This window comes from Acidovorax sp. MR-S7 (assembly GCF_000400995.2).
GTDB lineage: Bacteria > Pseudomonadota > Gammaproteobacteria > Burkholderiales > Burkholderiaceae_C > MR-S7.
The window spans coordinates 379,960-400,814 of record NZ_DF238897.1 but is presented as its reverse complement, the minus strand read 5'-3'; the positions used below and the strand labels follow the sequence as shown (position 1 = coordinate 400,814).

Sequence of the window (20,855 nt, the reverse complement as noted above, 5' to 3'; positions counted from 1 at the left end):
CAATTTCTCCCATCTTGCCCGGCACAGTGGCGTCCTCACCACGAAAGGACCCACGCCATGCGCCCCGCATCCCACTCCTCCCGCTCCGACATGCAGGCCCGGCGCCGGCTGGCGCTGGGCGTCCTGGGCTCGCTCGGACTCGCACCCCTGGTGGGCTGCGGCGGCGGCAGCGATGACGCCAGCGGCGCGACCGGCACCGGCGCCGCCGCGGGCACCTGCACCGAAGTGCCGCAGGAAACCGCCGGCCCCTACCCCGCCGACGGCTCCAGCGCCAGCAACCGCAGATACAACGTGCTCGCCCTGAGCGGCATCGTGCGCTCGGACATCCGCTACAGCATCGGCTCCTCCACGCCCGTGGCGGGCGTGCCGCTCACCCTCACCATCACGCTGACCGGCACGCGCACCGCGTGCGCGCCGCTGTCGGGCTACGCCATCTACCTGTGGCATTGCACGCAGGAGGGCGACTACTCCGTCTACACCGAAGGCACCATCGCCGCCAACTACCTGCGCGGCGTGCAGGCCACCGACGCCAGCGGCACGGCCACCTTCACCACCGTCGTGCCCGGCTGCTACGCCGGCCGCATGCCGCACATGCACCTGGAGATCTACCCGAGCCTGGCCGCCGCCACTACCGCGAGCAACGCGCTCAAGACCACGCAGCTCGCCTTTCCCACCGACGTCATGGGCGCCATCTACAACGCCAACGCGGGCTACAGCAACAGCGTGCGCAACCTGGCGTCGATCAGCTTCCAGACCGACAACGTCTTCAGCGACGGCTACGCACTGGAAATGACCTCCATGCAGGCCGATGCCAGCGGCGGCTACGCCGCCGCGATCACCATCGCCATCGCTACCTGAACCGATCCACCCCCCTCCTGCACGAAAGAGAGCACGCCATGAAGCACCTTCTCCCCTCCCTCCTCGCCGCGCTGCTGTGCGGCGCATTGGCGCCCGCGCTGGCGCAGGACGGGCAGCGCCACGCACCGCCCCCGCCGCCGCCCGAGGCCTTCACGGCCTGCCAGGGCAAGGCCGAGGGCGACGCCGTCACCATCGCCCTGCCCGACGGCAAGACCCTGGACGGCACCTGCCGCACAATCCCCACGTCCTCGGGCTCCGCCCTCGCCGCCATGCCCAACGGGCACCCCGGCGGCCACCGCCCGCCCCCGCCTCCGATGAGCTGATCCGGATCCACCGCCTTGCACCTGCCCCGCCTCACCCTGCAAAGCAAAGCCTTCATCGCCCTCGCGGCCATGCTGGTGGTGCTGGTGCTGCTGTTCTCCGGTTTCTCGCGCTGGTCGCTGCAGCGCGGGCTCGGCTCCTACGTGGCCAGCATCGAGCTGACGCGCATGGACTGGCTGGTCGAGCGCCTGCAAAGGCACTACCAGGAAGCCGGCGGCTGGGACACGCTGCGCAGCCGCCCTGGCCTGTGGCGCCAGCTGCGCCAGCGCGGCCCCGGCGGAGGCGACGGCCCGCCCGGCATGCCCGGCGACTTCCGCGAGCCGCCCGACCGGCCGCCACCCCCGCCCGACGGCGGGCCGGGCGGTCCCTCGCCGGCCTATGGCGGCCGCCTGGGCCTGCTGGATGCGGACGGCCGGCCCGTCGCCGGCAGCCCGCCGCACACGGGCGCCGCGCGGCAGGTGCTGAAAGGGGCCGACGGCGCCGTCATCGGCCACCTCGTGCTCTCCGCGACTGACGAACTGCAGGGCGAGGCCGACCGCGCCGTGCTGCGCGAGCACCTGGGCTTCGCCGTCTGGACGGGCCTGGCCGGGCTGGCGCTGGCCCTGGCGCTGTCGGCCTGGCTCGCGCGCCGCTGGCTCGCGCCCGTGCATGCGCTGGCCGAAGGCGCGCGCGCCATCGCCGCCGGCCGGCTGGATGCGCGCGTGCAGGCCGTGGGCGACGACGAGCTCGCGCAGCTGGCCCGCACCTTCAACGACATGGCCGGCCAGCTCGCCGGGCTGGAGGCCTCGCGCCGCCAGTGGCTGGGCGACGTGGCCCACGAGCTGCGCACGCCCCTGGCCGCGATGCGCGCCGAGATCGAGGCGCTGCAGGACGGAATCCGCACGTTCGACGACAAGACCGCGCTGCGCTTGCACCGCCAGGTGATGCGCCTGATCCAGCTCGTGGGCGATCTGCGCGCCAGCCTGGACGGCGCCGCCGCCGCACCCGCCGCCAGCCACGTGCCGGTGCATCCGCTGGCGCTGGTCGCCGAGGCCCTGGCCGGCATGCGCCCGCGCCTGGAACAGGCCCGCATCCAGGTGCAGGCCCCGGGTCTGCCCTGGCCCGGCGCCGAGCCCCTGGTGCTGGGCGACGCTCAGCAGCTGCACCAGGTCTTCAGCAACCTGCTGGAGAACACGCTGCGCTACACGCACGCGGACGGCCAGCTGCACATCGCCGCCAACACCGAGCGCGAACACGGCCGCGCCTGGCTGCGCCTGCAGTGGGACGACAGCGCCCCCGGCGTGGCCGCGCACGAACTGCCGCATCTGTTCGAACGCCTCTACCGCGCCGAGAGCGCGCGCACGCGCACGGGCGGCGACGCCGGCAGCTCGGGCCTGGGCCTGGCCATCTGCCGCGCCATCGTGCAGGCGCACGGCGGGCGCATCGCGGCCAAGGCCTCGCCGCTGGGCGGGCTGCGCATCGTGCTGCTGTTGCCGCTGCTGGAGAACCTGCCATGACCGCCCCCGCCCGCATCCTCGTGGTCGAAGACGAGGCCGACATCGCCAGCGTGGTGCTCGACTACCTGCGCCACGCCGGCTACGCCGCCGAACACATCGCCGACGGCCGCACGGCCCTCGCCCGCATCCGCGAGGCGCCGCCCGACCTGACGCTGCTCGACATCATGCTGCCCGGCCTGGACGGGCTGGAGGTGCTGCGCCAAGTGCGGCGCACGCTGCACAGCCCCGTCATCATGCTCACCGCGCGCGTGGAAGAGGTGGACCGCCTCATCGGCCTGGAACTCGGTGCCGACGACTACATCTGCAAGCCCTTCTCGCCGCGCGAAGTGGTGGCGCGCGTCAAGGCCGTGCTGCGCCGCGGCGGCCTGCCCGGCGTCTCCGTGCAGGATGCTCCCGCCCTGGCGCTGGACGAAACGCTGTGGCAGGCGCGCCTGCACGGCCAGCCCCTGGCCCTCACGCGGCGCGAATTCCGGCTGCTGCAGGCGCTCATGCGCCAGAGCGGGCGCATCTTCTCGCGCGCGCAATTGCTCGACCTGGCCTACGGCGACACGCTGGACGTGAACGAGCGCGCCATCGACAGCCACATCAAGAACCTGCGCAAGAAGCTCAAGGCCGCGGGCGACGGCGAGCACGACTGGATCCGCTCGGTCTACGGCGTGGGCTTCGCGTTCGACCCGCCGGGCGGCTGAACTATTCTTTTGATAGCTGCTTGCGCTTGCTGCATAAGCGCTTGCAGCCTATTTCATTGGAAACCATCCCACGCGAACCGCCAGCCTCCGCCGACAGGCCTCGGCCCCGCGCCGCAGTCTGATCGGGCGCATGTCCGCAGCCACCGCCACCCCCGCCCCGCCGCAGCGCCTGCCCGGCGGCCTGCTCTACGTGGACCGGCGCATGCCCGGCCACAGCCGCGTGCGCAGCGGCAAGAGCTTTCGCTACCGCACGCCCGACGGCGCGTGGCTGACGGACGACGAGGAGATCGGCCGCATCCGCCGCCTGGCCATCCCGCCTGCCTACACCGACGTGTGGATTTGCCCGCTGCCGCAAGGCCACCTGCAGGCCACGGGGCGGGACGCACGCGGGCGCCTGCAGTACCGCTACCACACCCAGTGGCGCCAAGTGCGCGACGAGGCCAAGTTCGACCGCATGCTGGCGTTCGGCCGCGCGCTGCCGCGCATCCGCGCGCGTGTGGCCCGCGACCTCGCGGCGAGCGGCGCGCCGCTCGCGCGCACCGTGGTGCTCGCCACCATCGTGCGCCTGCTGGACACCACCTACCTGCGCGTGGGCAACGAGGAATATGCGGCCAGCAACGGCTCCTACGGCCTCACCACGCTGCGCAGCCGCCACGCGGGCGTGCGCGGCAGCCGCATCACGCTGCGCTTTCGCGGCAAGAGCGGCGTGCAGCAGGAAGCACATTTGGACGACCCGCGCGTGGCGCGCGTGGTGCGCCGCTGCCAGCAGCTGCCAGGCCAGGAGCTGTTCCAGTACGAGGACGGCGACGGCGCCCTGCACACCGTGGGCTCGGGCGACGTGAACGACTACCTGGCCGGCATCGCGGGCGGGGGCGGCGAGCGCTTCACCGCCAAGGACTTCCGCACCTGGCATGGCACGGTGCAGGCGCTGGAGCTGACGCGCCAGGCCTGCACGCTGCCGCAGGCCGATGCAGCGGCGGCGCGGCAGATCGTGGTGGAAGTGGCGCGCCAGCTCGGCAACACGCCGGCCGTGTGCAGGAAGTCGTACATCCACCCCACGGTGCTGGCGCTGGGCGAGCGCCTGGCGTCCGATGCCGGGCCGGACATGCAGCGCATCTGGGAGCGCATCGGCGGCGCCGCATCGCCCCGGGCGCTGAGCGCGGCGGAGCGGCGGCTGCTGGCCTTTCTGCGCCAGCCGCAGCGCACGCCCCGGCGCGACCGGGGCTGACCCGCTCAACGGCCCACCATGTTGCCGGGCACGACCCACTGGTCGAACTGCTCGCCCGTCACGTGCCCCAGCGCCAGCGCGGCCTCGCGCAGCGTGGTGCCTTCCTTGTGCGCTTTCTTGGCGATGGCGGCGGCCTTGTCGTAGCCGATGTGGGTGTTGAGCGCGGTCACCAGCATCAGCGAGCGGTCCACCAGCTCGGCGATGCGTTCGCGGTTGGGCTCGATGCCCACGGCGCAGTGGTCGTTGAAGCTCACCATGCCGTCGGCCAGCAGGCGCACGCTCTGCAGGAAGTTGTGCGCCACCATGGGGCGGAACACGTTCAGCTCGAAGTTGCCCGACATGCCGCCGATGTTGATGGCCACGTCGTTGCCCATGACCTGCGCGGCCAGCATGGTCACCGCCTCGCACTGCGTGGGGTTGACCTTGCCGGGCATGATGGACGAGCCGGGCTCGTTCTCGGGGATGCTGATCTCGCCGATGCCGCTGCGCGGGCCGCTGGCGAGCCAGCGCACGTCGTTGGCGATCTTGTTCATGCTGGCGGCCAGGGTCTTGAGCGCGCCGTGGGCGGCGACGAAGGCATCGCACGCAGCCATGACCTCGAACTTGCTCGGCGCGGTGACGAAGGGCAAGCCGGTGCGCTGGGCCAGCTCGGCCGCCACGCCTTCGGCATAGCCCTTGGGCGCATTCAGGCCAGTGCCCACGGCGGTGCCGCCCAGGGCCAGCTCGCACAGGTGCGGCACCGCGGCGCGCACATGCTTCTCGCCCTGCGCGAGCTGCGCGGCCCAGCCGGAAATCTCCTGCCCCAGCGTGAGCGGCGTGGCGTCCTGCAGGTGCGTGCGGCCGATCTTCACGATGCCGTCGAACTCGCGTGCCTTGCCCTCCAGCGTGCCGCGCAGCTTGGCGATGGCGGGCAGCAGGCGGTGCGTGATCGCGTCCACCGCTGCCACGTGCATGGCGGTGGGAAACACGTCGTTGCTGGACTGGCTGCGGTTCACGTCGTCGTTGGGGTGCACCTTGCGGCCCTCGCCGCGCGCGCCGCCCAGCAGTTCGCTGGCGCGGTTGGCCAGCACCTCGTTGACGTTCATGTTGGTCTGCGTGCCCGAGCCGGTCTGCCAGACGACGAGGGGGAATTCGCCATCGTGCTTGCCGTCCACCACCTCTTGCGCGGCGGCGACGATGGCCTGGGTCTTGGCCTCGTCCTGCAGGCCCAGCGCATGGTTGACGGTGGCCGAGGCCTGCTTGACCAGCGCCAGCGCGCGGATGATCTCGCGCGGCTGGCGCTCGCCCGAGATGTCGAAGTTCTGCAGCGAGCGCTGCGTCTGCGCGCCCCAGAGCTTGTCGGCCGGCACGTCGATGGGGCCGAAGGTGTCGTGTTCGATGCGGATGGTCATGGCGAATGCGGAATGCGTTGAAGGGAAAACGGCGCCCGCCCGCGAGCCGGCGCCGGGGCGCGAGCCGCATCATGGATCGGGCGGTTGCGGGGCACAAGCCTACATCAAATGGAAACCATTCTCATTTGACAATGGTTTTCACAAATAAAGGGCTGAGACGGATCAAGTTGCTTACATAAAGATACATTCATCGCTCCCTCTGTTTCCGCGTTCCTGTCCCGCGCAGCCACGTCGGCGCCACGCGCCCGCCGAGCCGGCTCGCCCTGTTCTCCCCATGCCTCTTGCGTCCGCTGTTCCCACCGGCTTCCTGACTCCCAGCTACAGCACTTGGGCCGTGACGGCCTCGTTCCTCGTTGCCACGCTGGCCTCGTTCGTCGCCATCAACCTCGCACGCCGCGTGCGCAGCACGCGCGGTTTCGCCAGCGCGGCCTGGTGGCTTGCCGGCGCGCTGGTGATGGGCACGGGCATCTGGTCCACGCATTTCGTCGGCATGCAGGCCTTCCAGCTGTCCATCCCGCTCGGCTACCGGGGCGGGCTGACGCTGCTGTCCTGGACCGCGGCGGTGGCGGCCTCGGGCGTGGCGCTGGGGCTGGCGAGCCACGGCGGCTACCGCCGCGCCCATCTGGCGCTGGGCGCGCTGGCGATGGGCAGCGGCATCGGGGCGATGCACTACCTGGGCATGGCCGCCATCGACCTCACCGTGGGCATCGTCTGGAATGGCTGGCTCGTGGCGGCCTCGCTGATGGTGGCCGTGGCGGCGTCGGCATCCGCGCTGTTCATCTTCCAGGCCATGCACCGCATGCCGCGCGCCCAGCGCCCGCGCTACCAGGCGGCCGCCGCGCTGGTCATGGGCGCCGCCATCTGCGGCATGCACTACACGGGCATGGCCGCGGCCCACTTTCCCGCGGGCGCCGTCTGCCTGAGCGCCAAGGAGCTGGGCGGCCCCGGGCTGACCGCCCTGGTGCTGATGGCCAGCGGCATGCTGCTGGTCAGCACGCTGTTCACCGCCATCCTCGATGCGCGCCTGCAGCAGACGGCCCTGCAGCTCACCCGCTCGCTGCAGGAGAGCAACGCCAAGCTCCAGCACGCCAACGCCGAGCTGCAGCAGCGCGCCTATGCCGACGCGCTCACCGGCCTGCCCAACCGCCTGCTGTTCGAGGACCGGCTCAACCATGCCCTGCTGCGGCTGGAGCGCGCCAACCACCACCGCGTGGAGGACCGCCTGGCCGTGCTGTTCATCGATCTGGACGGGTTCAAGCCCGTGAACGACTCCTTCGGCCACGCCGCGGGCGACGTCATCCTGGTGGAGGCGGCCGACCGGCTGCGCGCGCAAGCGCGCGAGTGCGACACCATCGCCCGCGTGGGCGGCGACGAGTTCCTGCTGCTGCTCGAGGACATCTCCAGCACCGCCGACGCCATCGCCATCGCGCGGCGCGTGCTGGAAACGCTCACGTGCCCCTTCAGCATCGAGGGCAAGGACGTGGAGATCAGCTGCTCCATCGGCGTGGTGGTGCACCCCGACCACGGCGAGCGCGACAAGCTCGTCGCCCATGCCGATGCCGCCATGTACGCCGCCAAGCGCGCGGGCGGCAACGGCTACGTGCTGTTCGAGCCGCACATGGGCAGCGAGGCGGCCGACCAGCTCGGGCTGCAGAGCGACCTGCGCCACGCGCTGGAGCGCGGGCAGCTCGCGCTGCACTACCAGCCCAAGATCGACAGCACGCGCGGCTGCATCAGCGGCGTGGAGGCGCTGCTGCGCTGGCACCACCCCACGCGCGGCATGGTGAGCCCCACGGTGTTCATCGCGCTGGCCGAGCGCTTCGGCCTCATCAACCGGCTGGGCAACTGGGTCATCGACGAGGCCTGCCGCCAGATCGCCGAGTGGCGTGCAAGCGGCGTGCGCATGCGCGTGGCGATCAACCTGTCCGTACACCAGCTGCGCGAAAGCGGCCTGGCCGAGCGCATCGCTGCAGCGCTGCGGCGCCACGCGGTGGAGCCCGACCAGCTGCTGTGCGAGATCACCGAGTCCGTGGCCATGGAGGACATCAAGGCCACCCAGCACACGTTCGACGAGCTGGCGCGCATCGGCGTCTTCCTGTCCATCGACGACTTCGGCACCGGCTACTCCAGCCTCAACTACCTGCGCCAGCTGCCCGCGCGGCAGCTCAAGATCGACCGCAGCTTCGTCTGCGACATCGAGCACAAGCAGGACGCACGCGCCGTGGTCGACGCCGTCGTGCGGCTGGCCCACGCGCTGGGCCTGCGCGTGGTGGCCGAAGGCGTGGAAACCGTGGGCCAGCACAACATCCTGATGGCCATGGGCTGCGACGAGTTGCAGGGCTTCTTCTACGCCCACCCGCTGCCCGCCGACACGCTGCTCGAGTGGACGCGCGGCAACGCGCCCGACGGCACCGTCACCGGCGACTTCGCGCCCTCGCTGATGGGCGAGTGAGCCTGCCAGGGCTCGCGCGGGACCAAGGGCGATAATCCCGGGGTTCCGTTCCATAGCAACTACGACCCCACCATGAGCACCACCATCCGGTACCACGACCTCGTGGAATCCATTGCCGCGTCCCTGCAGTACATCAGCTACTACCACCCCGCCGACTACATCCAGCACCTGGCCCGCGCCTACGAGCGCGAGCAGAGCCCAGCGGCCAAGGACGCGATGGCGCAGATCCTCACCAACAGCAAGATGAGCGCCACGGGCCACCGCCCGATCTGCCAGGACACCGGCATCGTCAACGTGTTCCTGAAGGTGGGCATGGACGTGCGCTGGGAAGGCTTTCCCGCCGGCCTGGGCCTGGAAGACGCCATCAACGAAGGCGTGCGCCGCGGCTACAACCACCCGGACAACACGCTGCGCGCCTCGGTGGTCGCCGACCCGCAGTTCGCCCGCAAGAACACCAAGGACAACACCCCCGCCGTCATCAGCGTGCAGATCGTGCCCGGCAGCGCGGTGGACGTGACCGTGGCCGCCAAGGGCGGCGGCAGCGAGAACAAGTCCAAGATGGTCATGATGAACCCCAGCGACAACCTGGTGGACTGGGTGCTCAAGACCGTGCCCACCATGGGCGCGGGCTGGTGCCCGCCCGGCATGCTGGGCATCGGCATCGGCGGCACGGCGGAAAAGGCCGTGCTGCTGGCCAAGGAAAGCCTGATGGAAGACCTGGACATGTACGCGCTGCAGGCCAAGGCCGCGCGCGGCGAGAAGCTGGACCAGGTGGAAGAGCTGCGCCTGGAGCTGTACGAGAAGGTCAACGCCTTAGGGATAGGCGCGCAGGGCCTGGGCGGCCTGGCGACCGTGCTGGACATCAAGATCAAGATGTACCCCACGCACGCCGCCAGCAAGCCCGTGGCCATGATCCCCAACTGCGCCGCCACGCGCCACGCGCATTTCGTGCTGGACGGCAGCGGCCCCGTGTACCTCGAAGCGCCCAGCCTCGACCTGTGGCCCAAGATCGACTGGGAGCCCGACTACAACAAGTCCAAGCGCGTCGACCTCAACACCCTCACCAAGGAAGAAGTCGCGAGCTGGAAGCCCGGCGACACCCTGCTCCTGAACGGCAAGATGCTCACCGGCCGCGACGCCGCGCACAAGCGCATCCAGGACATGCTGGCCAAGGGCGAGAAGCTGCCCGTGGACTTCACCAACCGCGTCATCTACTACGTGGGCCCCGTGGACCCCGTGGGCGACGAGGCCGTGGGCCCCGCCGGCCCCACCACCGCCACGCGCATGGACAAGTTCACCGACATGATGCTCGAGCAGACCGGCCTCATCGCCATGATCGGCAAGGCCGAGCGCGGCCCCGTGGCCATCGAGAGCATCAAGAACCACAAGAGCGCCTACCTCATGGCCGTGGGCGGCGCCGCCTACCTGGTCAGCAAGGCCATCAAGCAGGCGAAAGTGGTCGGCTTCGAGGACCTGGGCATGGAAGCCATCTACGAATTCGACGTGGTGGACATGCCCGTCACCGTGGCCGTTGACGCGGGCGGCACCAGCGCCCACATCACCGGCCCGGCGGAATGGAGCAAGCGCATCGCCAGCGGGGAGTTCAAGGGCATCGAGCTGGCGACGGCGTAAGCCCTCGCCGCCCCTGATGGAAAACCGCCTTCGGGCGGTTTTCTCTTTCATGGAGGGTGTTAATACGCAGATGACCAAAACCCTTAAAATTCATGGACTTACGTGATTTTTGGAGGTCGTAGAAAGAAAATTAGAGACGCTCTAGAACGGACAGCGCCGGTGCTAGCAGGGCTACCGAACCGCACGGCTAAGGCCCTGTGCCAAGAACGAGTCCAGCGGGGTAACCGGTAAAACTTGCTCAGGCGCAACAGGGGTGCGCCACATTGCTTCAGAGTCGAAGAAGTAAGCATCTTGGCGAACGGTTAGCGGGTACCCGCCGGAAATCCGCAAGGCCATCTACACCACCAAAACCATTGAGTCGGGGAACATGAGCCTGTACAAGCTGACGAAAAACCGGGGCTCGTTCCCCAGCGACGAAGCGCTGACCAAGCTGTTCCACCTGGGCCCTGCGCAACATCAGCCAGAAAGTGGGCCTTGCCCATCCGAGATTGGAAGACCGCGCTGACCCTATTTACCATTCGGTTCAAAGACCGCATCTCCGTCAACTGAGGTCCGACACGTTTACACAAAAATTGGGACACGCCCCGATACCTTCGTGAAGCAAGAGCTGCTGCTCAAAAATTAAGCAAAAAGGCCCTCAAGGAGCCTTTCGTGCGGGCGTTTGGTCATCTGCTTATTAACACCCTTCATGGAACTGCGGCGCCGGCGGTGGGCCTATATTCCATGCTCTTCGCACCACGAGAGGCTCAGGATGTCAGCAGGAGACTGGAAGGACTTGTACCAGGCCGCGGTAGATGGCGACCTCGCGCTCGTGCAGCACCACATCAGCGAAGGCGTCGACCCGAACTACCAGCATCCCGAGATTCTCCGCACCCCACTCGTTGCCAGCCTGGTCGAGGGCCATCTGGAAGTGGCGCGCTACCTGCTCGCCCACGGTGCGGATCCCAGCCTCGTGTCGGAGCTGGACAACCTCGCCCCCCTGCAGGCGGCCAGGCAGCATGGCCGCCATGAGTTCGTCGCGCTATTGCGCGGCCTTGGCGCGCAAGAGCGTCGCCAGCCATTCTGGTGGCGCTGGCTTCCCGTTTGACCTGACGGCAAGGCCACGGATTTTGATTTTTCACCCCAGCAAACCATGCCTTCTTCCCCCGCAACCCGGCCCGTTGGCGTTTTCGACAGCGGCGTCGGTGGCCTGAGCGTGCTGCAGGCCCTGCGCCACGAGCTGCCGCACGAGCATTTCGTCTACCTGGCCGACAGCGGTAACGCGCCCTACGGCGAGCGGGGTGATGCCTTCGTGCAGCGCCGCACGCTGGCGATTGCCGGTTTCCTGCACCGCCAGCACGGCATCAAGGCGCTGGTGGTGGCATGCAACACGGCGACGGCAGCGGCGGTGGAGCCGCTGCGCGCGGCCATGCCGCAGTTGCCCACCATCGGCGTGGAACCTGCCCTCAAGCCCGCCGCGCGCAGCAGCCAGACGCACCACGTGGGCGTGCTGGGCACGCGCGGCACCGTAACCAGCGCACGGTTCGAGCGGCTGCGGCGCGAACACGAGGAAGGCACGCGCTTTTCCGTGCAGGCCTGCGACGGGCTGGCCCATGCCATCGAGCAGAGCACCGAGGAGCCGCTGCCGGCCGTCGCCTCCACTACAAAAATAGGAGCGCTTTGCGCTCGCTACACGGGCGCCCTGGGCACTTTTGGCTTGAAAACGGGCGAGATCGACACGCTGGTGCTGGGCTGCACGCACTACGTGTTCGCCAAGGAGGCGCTGCGCGCGCTGGTGGGGCCGGACGTGCAGATCGTCGACACCGGAGCGGCCGTGGCGCGGCAGACGCGGCGCATCCTGGCGCAGGCGGGCGCACTGGCACCCGAAGCGGATGCGGGCGGCGCGCCCGCCGCGCCGGGCCGCGTGGCGCTCTATACCACCGGGCAGCTGGCCGCGCTGCAGGCGGCAGCGCAGCGCTGGCTGGGTTTGCCCGCGCAGTGCTGCGCGGCCCTGCCGCCCGGGGGCACACCCATATAACCTATCGTTATCAAGTTTGCCGGAGAATATGCATCCGACCTTTTCTCCGACCGAACAGCCAACGCCATGGGCATCAGCCAGTACATCAAGGAAATCGGCCGCGGCGCGCGCGGCGCCAAGGCGCTGGACCGCGCGCAGGCGGCGGACCTGTTCGGCCAGGTGCTCGACGGACGGGTGACGGACCTGGAGGTCGGCGCCTTCTGCGTGGCCATGCGCATCAAGGGCGAGACGCCTGACGAGATGTGCGGCTTCCTCGACGCGACCCACGCGCGCGTGGCCGCCGTGCCTGCAGGCCCCGCCGGCAGCCCGCCCCTGGTGGTGCTGCCCAGCTACAACGGGGCGCGCAAGCTGCCCGTGCTCACGCCGCTGCTGGCACTGCTGCTGGCGCGGGAGGGCCTGCCCGTGCTGTTGCACGGCATGCGCACCGAGGCGCGCCGCGTTCTGGCATCGGATGTGCTCGAAGCGCTGGGTACACCAGCGCTGGCAGCTCCCCAAACGATAGCACCCGGCACCGTGGCGCACCTGCGCACCGAAACGCTGCACCCCGGCCTGGCACGCCTGCTTTCGGTGCGCGAGGTGGTGGGCCTGCGCAACCCGGCCCACAGCGTGGTGAAGCTGCTGGCCCCATGCGCCAGCCCGGCGCTGGTGGTGACGAGCTACACGCACCCCGAGTATTTCGACCTGCTGTGCGCCACCTTCGCCGCCCGGGGCATGCACGCGCTGCTCTCGCGCGGGCTGGAGGGCGAGGCCGCGGCCGACCCGCGCCGCGCGCCGCGCTACGACGCATTCGTCCGCGGCGCGCACCAGGTGCTGGAGGAGCAGCGCCCCGGCACCGCCGACGAGGTGCCGGGCCTGCCCACGGACATCGGCGTGGACGCCACCGCCGCCTACACGCGCCGCGTGCTGGCAGGCGAGGCTCCCGTGCCGGAAGCCCTGCAGCGGCAGGTGGAACATATCTTGCGTTTGAGCCGTCAGATCACTGAGGAGCCCAATCCATGAGCCACCCTGCTGCCCCCCGCCACATTGGCACCTGCACCCTGGTCGGCGCCGGCCCGGGCGACCCTGAACTGCTCACCGTGAAGGCGGTCAAGGCCATCCAGGCCGCCACGGTGCTGCTGGTGGACGACCTGGTGAGCGACGCCATCGTGGCGCTGGCGCCTGCCACGGCGCGCGTGGTGCACGTGGGCAAGCGCGGCGGCTGCAAGAGCACGCCGCAGGCCTTCATCGAGAAGCTCATGGTCATGGCCGTACGCGAGGGCGAGCATGTGGTGCGCCTCAAGGGGGGCGATCCGTTCATCTTCGGGCGCGGCGGCGAGGAGGTGGAGCACCTGCGCGCGGCCGGCATCGAGGCGCGGGTGGTCAACGGCATCACCGCCGGCCTGGCGGGCATGACGCTGCTGGGTGCGCCGCTCACGCACCGTGCGCATGCCCAGGGCGTGGTGTTCGTCACCGGCCACCAGCAGCCCGGCGGCGGCGCCACCGACTGGCCCCTGCTGGCGGCCACGGCGCGCGATGCGCACCTCACCCTGGTGATCTACATGGGCATGTCCCACTGCGCGCACATCCAGCACGGCCTGCTGGCCTCCCTGCCCGCGCACACCCCGGCCGTGGTGATCCAGTACGTCAGCCTGCCCACGCAGCGCCACGCGCTGACCACGCTGGGCCAGCTCCACGCCACCGTGGAGCGCGAAGGCCTGGGCAGCCCGTCGGTGATCGTCGTAGGCGACGTAGTACGTGGCGTGGCGGCGCTGGAACAGGCCGATGCGCCGGCCCGCGCGGCCGGAGCCTGAGCCGCAGCCTCGCTTTTTCCCCATCCAGCACCTTCCCGCTTGCGGGGCATCAAGGAATGAACTAGAGTTCATCGCAGTGAACTTCTATTCATTCCTTCATGGCCTACCGTAGAACCGAGGGCGTCGAGGCCCGGCTGGCGGACAACCGCAACCGCATCCTGCACGCCGCGCGCACGCTCATCGGCGAGGGCGGCTGGCCCGAGGCGCAGGTGAGCCACGTGGCCGCCGCCGCGGGCGTGGCCACGGGCACCGTGTACCGCTACTTCCCTTCCAAGGCGCACCTGTGCGTGGAGGTGCTGTCCGCCGTGTCGCAGCGCGAGGTGGATGTGCTCGAAGCCATCGCCAGCGGCACCGAGCCGCCCGCGCAGCGCCTGCAATCGGCCGTCACCGCCTTCGTGGAGCGCGCCATGCGCCACCGGCGCCTGGCCTACGCGCTCATCGCCGAACCCTGCGAACCCGAGATCGACCAGGCCCGCCTTACCTACCGCCACGCCATCAGCGCGCAGATCGTGCGCATCGTGCGCGCGGGCCAGGAGACGGGCGACTTCCACCGCGCCGTGGACCCGGCCATCGCGGCCACGGTGGTCGTCGGCGGCTTCATGGAAGCGCTGATCGGCCCGCTGTCGCCGCTGAACGCCGACTTCGGTCCCGCGGGCCAGCAGGACGCCGCCGCCGTGCGCGGCCTGGCCGGCCAGATCGCCGCGCTGTGCTGCGCGGCCCTTCTTTACCACCCACCCGAGGAGACACACCCATGAACGCCCCCGCCACCGCCCAGCAGCTGCAACCCTCCGCCAGCCGCTACGCCACCCACGAGGTGCGCAACCAGGCCGCACCCGCCACTGGCTTCAACGCCTTCGACGGCGACGCCGTGCTCACCGCCGCCGTCGCGCGCCATGCGCCCTGGGCCGCCGAAGGCGCCTCCCGCCTGGGCCGGCTGGCGGGCGACGAAGGCGTGCAGGAACTGGCGCGCCTGGCCAACAAGCACACGCCCGAGCTGAAGACGCACGACCGCTACGGCAACCGTATCGACTGGGTGGACTTCCACCCCGCATGGCACACGCTGATGGGCCTGGCCTGGGAGCACGAGGTGCCTTCGCTCGCCTGGAACGCCACGGGCGCGCACCCGCACTTCGCGCGCGCCGTGCAGTCCTACCTGTGGAACCAGGTGGAGCACGGCGTGGGCTGCCCCACGGGCATGGCCTATGCCGCCCACGCCGGCTTCCAAGCCGAGCCGGCCCTGAAGATCTGGGCGGACAAGGTGCGCGGCACGCGCTACGAATTCAGCCGCGCCGAGGTGGCGCACAAGCCTTCGGTGGTGATCGGCTACGCCATGACCGAGAAGCAGGGCGGCTCCGACCTGCGCGAGACGCAGACCACCGCCACCTATTCGCACGCGGCCGACTACCACGGCGCGGTAGCGCACTGGTACGAGCTCACGGGCCACAAGTGGTTCTGCTCGGTGCCGCAGTCCGACGGCTTCTTCACCCTGGCCAAGGTGGCGGGCGGCGTGACCTGCTTCTTCCTGCCGCGCACGCTGCCCGACGGCAGCCACAACCGCTTCTTCATCCAGCGGCTCAAGGACAAGAGCGGCAACCGCTCCAACGCATCGAGCGAAGTGGAATACAGCGGAACGCTGGCCATCCGCGTGGGCGCCGAGGGCCAGGGCATCCGTGAGATCCTGTCGCACGCGCACCTCACGCGGCTGGACTTCGCCGTGGGCTCGGCAGGTCTGATGCGCCAGTCGCTCACGCTGGCGCTCAACCACTGCGCCACGCGCGCGGCCTTCGGCGGCGCGCTGGCCCACCAGCCCATGATGGCCAACGTGCTGGCCGACATGGCGGTGGAGGTGGAGGCCGCCACGCTGCTGGCGCTGCGCGTGGCCCGAGCCACCGACGGCATCGGCCGGGACGAGCGCGAAACCGCCTTCGCCCGCGTGGCCACGCCCGTGGCCAAGCTCTTCAACTGCTCGCGCGCGCCCGCCATCGCCTACGAGGCGCTGCAGTGCCACGGCGGCAACGGTTTCATCGAGGAGAACCCCATGGCCCGCGTGTACCGCGAGGCGCCGCTCAACAGCGTGTGGGAAGGCGCGGCCAACATGATGTGCATGGACGTGCGCCGCGCCCTGCGCAAGGACGCGCACTGCCTGGAGGCCCTGATGGCCGACGCGCGCGACGTGCGCGGCCAGCACGCGGGCTTCGACCGCTTCGCCGGCGAGGTCGCCACGCTCGTGCAGGCCATGGTGGACGACGAATACCTCGCCCGCCCCGCCAGCGAGGCCATCGCGCGCCTCGTCCAGGGCGCCGAACTGCTGCGCCACTCCACGCCCGAGGTGGTGGACGCCTTCATGCACACCCGCCTGGGCGGCAACGGCACCCACTGGGGCACGCTGCTGGGCACGCTGGGGCCTACCACCCGCGCCGCGCAGGCGCGCGCCATCGTGGACCGGGCGCAGGTGGTGCGCTGAGGAGCACAGGCGCTGGCGCACGGGTGCGCGACAATCGGCGGCTTTGCCCCGCCGCAACTTCTGCCCGTGTCCACTCCCTGCTTTGATGCCGTCATCGTCGGCGCCGGCGCCGCCGGCCTGTTCTGCGCCGCCCAGGCGGGCCAGCGCGGGCTGAAGGTGCTGCTGCTCGACCATGCAGAGAAGGTGGCCGAGAAGATCCGCATCTCCGGCGGCGGACGCTGCAACTTCACCAGCCGCGCGCTCGACCCACGCGCGCCGCAGCGCCACTTCGTGGGCAGCAACCCGCAGTTCTGCCGCTCGGCGCTGGCGCGCTACACGCCCGCCGCGTTCATCGCCCTGGTGCAGCGGCACGGCATCGCCTTCCACGAAAAGCACAAGGGCCAGCTGTTTTGCGACCGCTCCTCCGAGGACCTCATCGCCATGCTGCTCGCCGAATGCGCCGAGGGGCGCGTGGAGCGCTGGCAGCCCTGCGGCGTGAAAAACATAGCCTTTTCGGCCTCCAGCGCTTACCAGACAAGCGCAAGCAGCTATCAAATCGATACCGACCGGGGGCGGGTGGAGGCACGCAGCCTGGTCATCGCCACGGGCGGGCTGTCCATTCCCAAGATCGGCGCGACGGATTTCGGCTATCGGCTGGCCCAGCAGTTCGGCCTGCCGCTGTTGGAGAGGCGCCCGGGGCTGGTGCCGCTCACGTTCGACGGCGAGGCCTGGGCGCCCTATGCCCAGCTCGCGGGCCTGGCACTGCCGGTGGAAATCAGCACCGGCGCCAGGAAGGAGCGCATGGCCTTCCACGAAGACCTGCTGTTCACGCACCGCGGCCTGTCCGGCCCGGCCGTGCTGCAGATTTCCAGCTACTGGCAGCCGGGCACGCCCATCGCCATCGACCTCGCGCCCGGTGTTCAACTACCCGCCGCGCTGGCCCAGGCCAAGGCACGGTCGAAGAAGCGCATTGCCAACGAGCTCGCCACCCTCGTGCCCGGCCGCCTGGCCGATGCCTGGGCCGGCCAGAGTCCGGAATGGCAGCGCCCCATCAACGATGCTTCGGACAAGGCCCTCGCACGCCTGGCCGAGCGGCTGGCGCACTGGGAAATCACGCCGACGGGCACCGAGGGATACAAGAAGGCCGAGGTCACGCTGGGCGGCGTGGACACGCGTGCGCTCTCGCAGCAGACCATGGAATGCAAGGCCCAGCCGGGCCTGTATTTCATCGGCGAGGTGGTGGACGTGACGGGCTGGCTGGGCGGCTACAACTTCCAGTGGGCCTGGGCCAGCGCCCATGCCTGTGCACAGGCACTTCCGATGCAGGCCTGAATCCGCTCAGTTGACGCGTATCAAATAAAAAACGGGCCATTACGTCAGAAAGCGGACTTTTTGTTCAAGAATCGCCTATCCGCCATTAACGGTGTTTGACATTCCTTCAGCGAGATCCAATGCGCAGAAAAAAACTCCTGCCCCCGCTGGCCCTGGCCACCAGCCTGCTGGCCGCCAGCCTGCCTGCCTCGGCCTATGAAGTGCAGGCCGGCAAGATCCTCGACGGCGCGGGCCGCACCGTGCAGTTGCGCGGGGTGAACTGGTTCGGCTTCGGCACCGACATCAAGGTGGTGCACGGGCTGTGGACGCGCAACTGGAAGGACATGATCGACCAGATGCAGGGGCTGGGCTTCAATGCCGTGCGCCTGCCCTTCTGCCCCGCCACGCTGGACGGCGTCACCCCGGGCGGCATCGACTACTACCGCAACCCCGACCTGCGCGGCCTCAATTCCCTCGAACTGATGGACCGCGTGGTCGATGAGCTCAGCGGCCGGGGCATGTACGTGCTGCTGGACCACCACACGCCCGACTGCCAGAACATCAGCGAGCTCTGGTACACGCCCAACTACAGCGAGCAGGAGTGGATCAGCGACCTGGTCTTCGTGGCCCAGCGCTATGCCCAGGTGCCTGGCGTGATCGGCCTCGACATCAAGAACGAGCCCCACGGCGCCGCCACCTGGGGCGCTGGCAACCCCGCCACCGACTGGAACCGCGCGGCCGAGCGCGCGGCGGCTGCCGTGCTGCAGGCCGCGCCGCACTGGCTGATCGCGGTGGAAGGCATCGGCGCCAGCAACACCTGCTCCAGCCAGGGTGGCCATTTCTGGGGTGGCAACATCGAGCCGCTCGAATGCACGCCCCTGGACATTCCCGCCAACCGGCTGCTGCTGTCGCCGCACGTCTACGGCCCGGACGTCTACGAGCAGAGCTACTTCAACGCGCCCGGCTTCCCCGCCAACATGCCCGCCATCTGGGAACAGCAGTTCGGCCGCTTCGTGCAAAAGGGCTATACCCTGGCCTTGGGCGAATTCGGCGGCAAGTACGGACAGGGCCTGGCGCACGACGTAGCCTGGCAGGACGCGCTGGTGGACTACCTCATCGCCAAGGACATGCGCAACGGCTTCTACTGGTCGTGGAACCCCAACAGCGGCGACACCGGCGGCATCCTGCAGGACGACTGGCAGAGCGTGCGCAGCGACAAGGTGCGCTTGCTGCAGCGCCTGTGGGGCGATGGCACGGAGCCCACGAACCCACCGCCACCGCCACCGCCACCGCCACCGCCACCGCCACCGCCACCGGCCGCCAATTTTGCGGTCATGGCGACGATCTATACCGACTGGACCAGCGGCTACTGCCAGCGCGTGAACGTCGTCAACATGGGCGGAGCGCCGGGCGAATGGACGGTCACCACCCAGGTCAGCGGCACCATCAACAACCTGTGGAACGCGCAGTGGACGCAGCAGGGCAGCCAGCTCACGGCCTCCGGCCTGCACTGGAACAAGACCCTGGCACCCGGCGCGACGGCGGAATTCGGCTTTTGCGCTCAGCGCTGAAGCCGCCATCCCCTCATGCAAAGCAGCCCATGGCTGCTTTTTGCGGATTTTAAATATTCATTTAAAATGAATCTTAAGCCGCTGACACCCTTTTAGACAGGCTTCCCCATGACCCCATCCCCACTCGTTTCCGCTTCTTCCACAGCCCAGCCGGCCGTGGCGCTCCAGGGCTGGCCGCTGCTGCGCCTGGGCTTTCGGCCCTTCTACCTGGGCACGGCCCTGCTGGCTTGCCTCTCGGTGCCGCTGTGGATCGCCGTGTTCCTAGGCCACGTGTCATGGCAGTTCCCGGTGCCTGCGCTGCTGTGGCACGCGCACGAGATGCTGTTCGGCTTTGCCGCCGGCGTGGTGGTGGGGTTCCTGCTCACTGCCGTGAAGGCCTGGACGGGGCTCGAGACCGCACGCGGCCCGCTGCTGGGGGCGCTGGCCCTGCTCTGGCTCGCGGCGCGGCTGGCGGCGCTGGTCGCGCCCTATCCCGTCTACGCGGCGCTGGACATGGCGCTGCTGCCGGCCGCGGCGGCCGTGTTGCTGCGCGTGCTGCTCAAGGCCGGCAACAAGCGCAACATTCCCCTGGTCTCGCTGCTGCTGCTGATGGCGGCGGCCAACCTGGCGTTCCACCTGTCGGTGCTTGGCGCCATCGCCCTGCCCGCCATGACGGCCTTGTACGCGGAACTGGCGCTCATCCTCATGGTGGTGTGCGTCATCACCGGCCGGGTGGTGCCCATGTTCACGCGCAACGTGACGCCGGGCCTGGTCATCCATGTGTCGCGCCGCTTCGAGCTGTCGCTGCTGGCCTGCACGGCCCTGGCCCTGGCGCTGTGGGTGCTGTCCGCGCCGGCGCCCGTGGTGCTGGCAGCCAGCCTGGCCGCCGCCGTGCTGCACGCCGTGCGGCTGTGGAGCTGGCACCCGCTGGTCGCCCGCAAGCGCCCCATCCTGTGGATCCTGCATGCCTCCTATACGTGGCTGCCGGTGGGCTTCGCGCTGCTGGCGCTGGCCCAGCTGGGCTGGGTGCCGACGACCCTGGCGGTACATGCCTTTGCCGTGGGCGTGATCGGCGGCCTCATCATCGGCATGGTCACGCGCACGGCGCGCGGCCACACCGGGAGGCTGCTGCAGGCCTCGCGCGGCGAGGTGGCGGCCTACGCGCTGGTGATGGCTGCCGCCGTGCTGCGCGTGCTGGTGCCCGCCGTACAGCCGGCCTGGTATGCCTGGGCGCTGGAAGGCGCCGCCTGCCTGTGGGCTATCGCCTTCGCGATCTACCTGGCGATCTACACCCCCTGGCTGATGCGCACCCGCCTGGACGGCAAGGACGGCTGACGGCCTGCCCCTTCTCCCCCTTTTCCACTCCGCTTATTGAAAGGTTGAACCATGAGCCAAGCCGTTTCCGTGATCGACGTGCGCACCATCGTGCCCTTCGAGCGCCATGCGCTGATCTTCGGCCGCCTGGACGCGCTGGATGCCGGCCAGTCGCTGCAGATCGTCAACGACCACGACCCCGTGCCGCTGCACATGCAGCTCGAAGGCCGCGCCCCGGGCCAGTTCCAATGGACCTACCTGCAGTCCGGCCCGCAGCTGTGGCAGATCGAGATCACCAAGAAGGCCACCCAGGCCCAGGCCGAAGACTCCTGCTGCTCCGGCGGCGCCTGCTGCGGCTGATCC

At 69.7% G+C, this 20,855-nt stretch carries 18 protein-coding genes and 1 pseudogene; 18 read left to right on the top strand and 1 reads right to left on the bottom strand.

Annotation, left to right across the window (positions count from 1 at the left end):
- Positions 1–57 precede the first annotated feature (57 nt).
- From AVS7_RS04150 to AVS7_RS04130, 5 genes are all read left to right on the top strand, one after another.
- Positions 58–858 carry a protocatechuate 3,4-dioxygenase subunit beta gene (locus tag AVS7_RS04150; protein WP_024000921.1) on the top strand — a complete coding sequence of 267 codons (801 nt, stop codon included), beginning with the start codon at positions 58–60 and terminating at the stop codon, positions 856–858.
- A gap of 38 nt (positions 859–896) precedes the next feature.
- Positions 897–1,181: a hypothetical protein gene (locus AVS7_RS04145; protein ID WP_020230453.1), complete on the top strand. Its 285-nt coding sequence runs from the start codon at positions 897–899 to the stop codon at positions 1,179–1,181.
- Positions 1,182–1,250: 69 nt separating this feature from the next.
- Positions 1,251–2,675 carry an ATP-binding protein gene (locus AVS7_RS04140; protein ID WP_049696846.1) on the top strand — a complete coding sequence of 475 codons (1,425 nt, stop codon included), beginning with the start codon at positions 1,251–1,253 and terminating at the stop codon, positions 2,673–2,675.
- Positions 2,672–3,364, top strand: coding sequence for a response regulator (locus AVS7_RS04135; protein ID WP_020230451.1), 693 nt, complete (start codon positions 2,672–2,674; stop codon positions 3,362–3,364). The genes AVS7_RS04140 and AVS7_RS04135 overlap by 4 nt, the downstream gene beginning before the upstream one ends.
- Before the next feature lie 130 nt (positions 3,365–3,494).
- Entirely contained in the window at positions 3,495–4,592 is a 1,098-nt protein-coding gene (locus AVS7_RS04130; protein WP_020230450.1) for a DNA topoisomerase IB, read from the top strand.
- Positions 4,593–4,597: 5 nt separating this feature from the next.
- Here AVS7_RS04130 and fumC read toward each other — a convergent pair whose 3' ends face one another.
- Positions 4,598–5,983 (bottom strand): class II fumarate hydratase, encoded by a 1,386-nt coding sequence (fumC, locus tag AVS7_RS04125; protein ID WP_020230449.1) that lies wholly within the window; start codon positions 5,981–5,983, stop codon positions 4,598–4,600.
- Between the two features lie 274 nt (positions 5,984–6,257).
- Here fumC and AVS7_RS04120 point away from each other — a divergent pair, with 274 nt between their 5' ends.
- From AVS7_RS04120 to AVS7_RS04065, 13 genes and pseudogenes are all read left to right on the top strand, one after another.
- Complete coding sequence (locus tag AVS7_RS04120; protein ID WP_024000920.1) at positions 6,258–8,435, top strand: bifunctional diguanylate cyclase/phosphodiesterase; 2,178 nt, start codon at positions 6,258–6,260, stop codon at positions 8,433–8,435.
- A gap of 72 nt (positions 8,436–8,507) precedes the next feature.
- Positions 8,508–10,067, top strand: a complete 1,560-nt coding sequence (locus tag AVS7_RS04115; protein WP_020230447.1) for a fumarate hydratase — start codon at positions 8,508–8,510, stop codon at positions 10,065–10,067.
- 310 nt (positions 10,068–10,377) lie between these two features.
- Positions 10,378–10,616: pseudogene (locus tag AVS7_RS25050) on the top strand (transposase); the annotation flags it as partial.
- A gap of 226 nt (positions 10,617–10,842) precedes the next feature.
- Positions 10,843–11,154, top strand: a complete 312-nt coding sequence (locus AVS7_RS23475; RefSeq protein WP_024000919.1) for an ankyrin repeat domain-containing protein — start codon at positions 10,843–10,845, stop codon at positions 11,152–11,154.
- Between the two features lie 45 nt (positions 11,155–11,199).
- The gene (murI, locus tag AVS7_RS04105) at positions 11,200–12,084 is read left to right on the top strand and encodes a glutamate racemase (protein ID WP_020230445.1); all 885 of its coding nucleotides are present in this window, start codon (positions 11,200–11,202) and stop codon (positions 12,082–12,084) included.
- 66 nt (positions 12,085–12,150) lie between these two features.
- Positions 12,151–13,083, top strand: a complete 933-nt coding sequence (gene ybiB / locus AVS7_RS04100) for a DNA-binding protein YbiB (protein ID WP_020230444.1) — start codon at positions 12,151–12,153, stop codon at positions 13,081–13,083.
- Positions 13,080–13,874, top strand: coding sequence for a uroporphyrinogen-III C-methyltransferase (gene cobA / locus AVS7_RS04095; protein ID WP_020230443.1), 795 nt, complete (start codon positions 13,080–13,082; stop codon positions 13,872–13,874). The genes ybiB and cobA overlap by 4 nt, the downstream gene beginning before the upstream one ends.
- Before the next feature lie 98 nt (positions 13,875–13,972).
- Positions 13,973–14,629 carry a TetR/AcrR family transcriptional regulator gene (locus AVS7_RS04090; RefSeq protein WP_020230442.1) on the top strand — a complete coding sequence of 219 codons (657 nt, stop codon included), beginning with the start codon at positions 13,973–13,975 and terminating at the stop codon, positions 14,627–14,629.
- Positions 14,626–16,338, top strand: coding sequence for an acyl-CoA dehydrogenase family protein (locus tag AVS7_RS04085; RefSeq protein ID WP_020230441.1), 1,713 nt, complete (start codon positions 14,626–14,628; stop codon positions 16,336–16,338). The genes AVS7_RS04090 and AVS7_RS04085 overlap by 4 nt, the downstream gene beginning before the upstream one ends.
- A gap of 66 nt (positions 16,339–16,404) precedes the next feature.
- Positions 16,405–17,649, top strand: coding sequence for an NAD(P)/FAD-dependent oxidoreductase (locus tag AVS7_RS04080; protein ID WP_020230440.1), 1,245 nt, complete (start codon positions 16,405–16,407; stop codon positions 17,647–17,649).
- 119 nt (positions 17,650–17,768) lie between these two features.
- A complete protein-coding gene (locus AVS7_RS04075; RefSeq protein ID WP_020230439.1) occupies positions 17,769–19,199 on the top strand; it encodes a glycoside hydrolase family 5 protein in 1,431 nt (476 codons plus the stop codon).
- A gap of 108 nt (positions 19,200–19,307) precedes the next feature.
- Positions 19,308–20,513 (top strand): NnrS family protein, encoded by a 1,206-nt coding sequence (locus tag AVS7_RS04070; protein WP_024000918.1) that lies wholly within the window; start codon positions 19,308–19,310, stop codon positions 20,511–20,513.
- 51 nt (positions 20,514–20,564) lie between these two features.
- A complete protein-coding gene (locus tag AVS7_RS04065) occupies positions 20,565–20,852 on the top strand; it encodes a DUF2249 domain-containing protein (RefSeq protein ID WP_020230437.1) in 288 nt (95 codons plus the stop codon).
- The last annotated feature ends 3 nt before the right edge of the window (positions 20,853–20,855 follow it).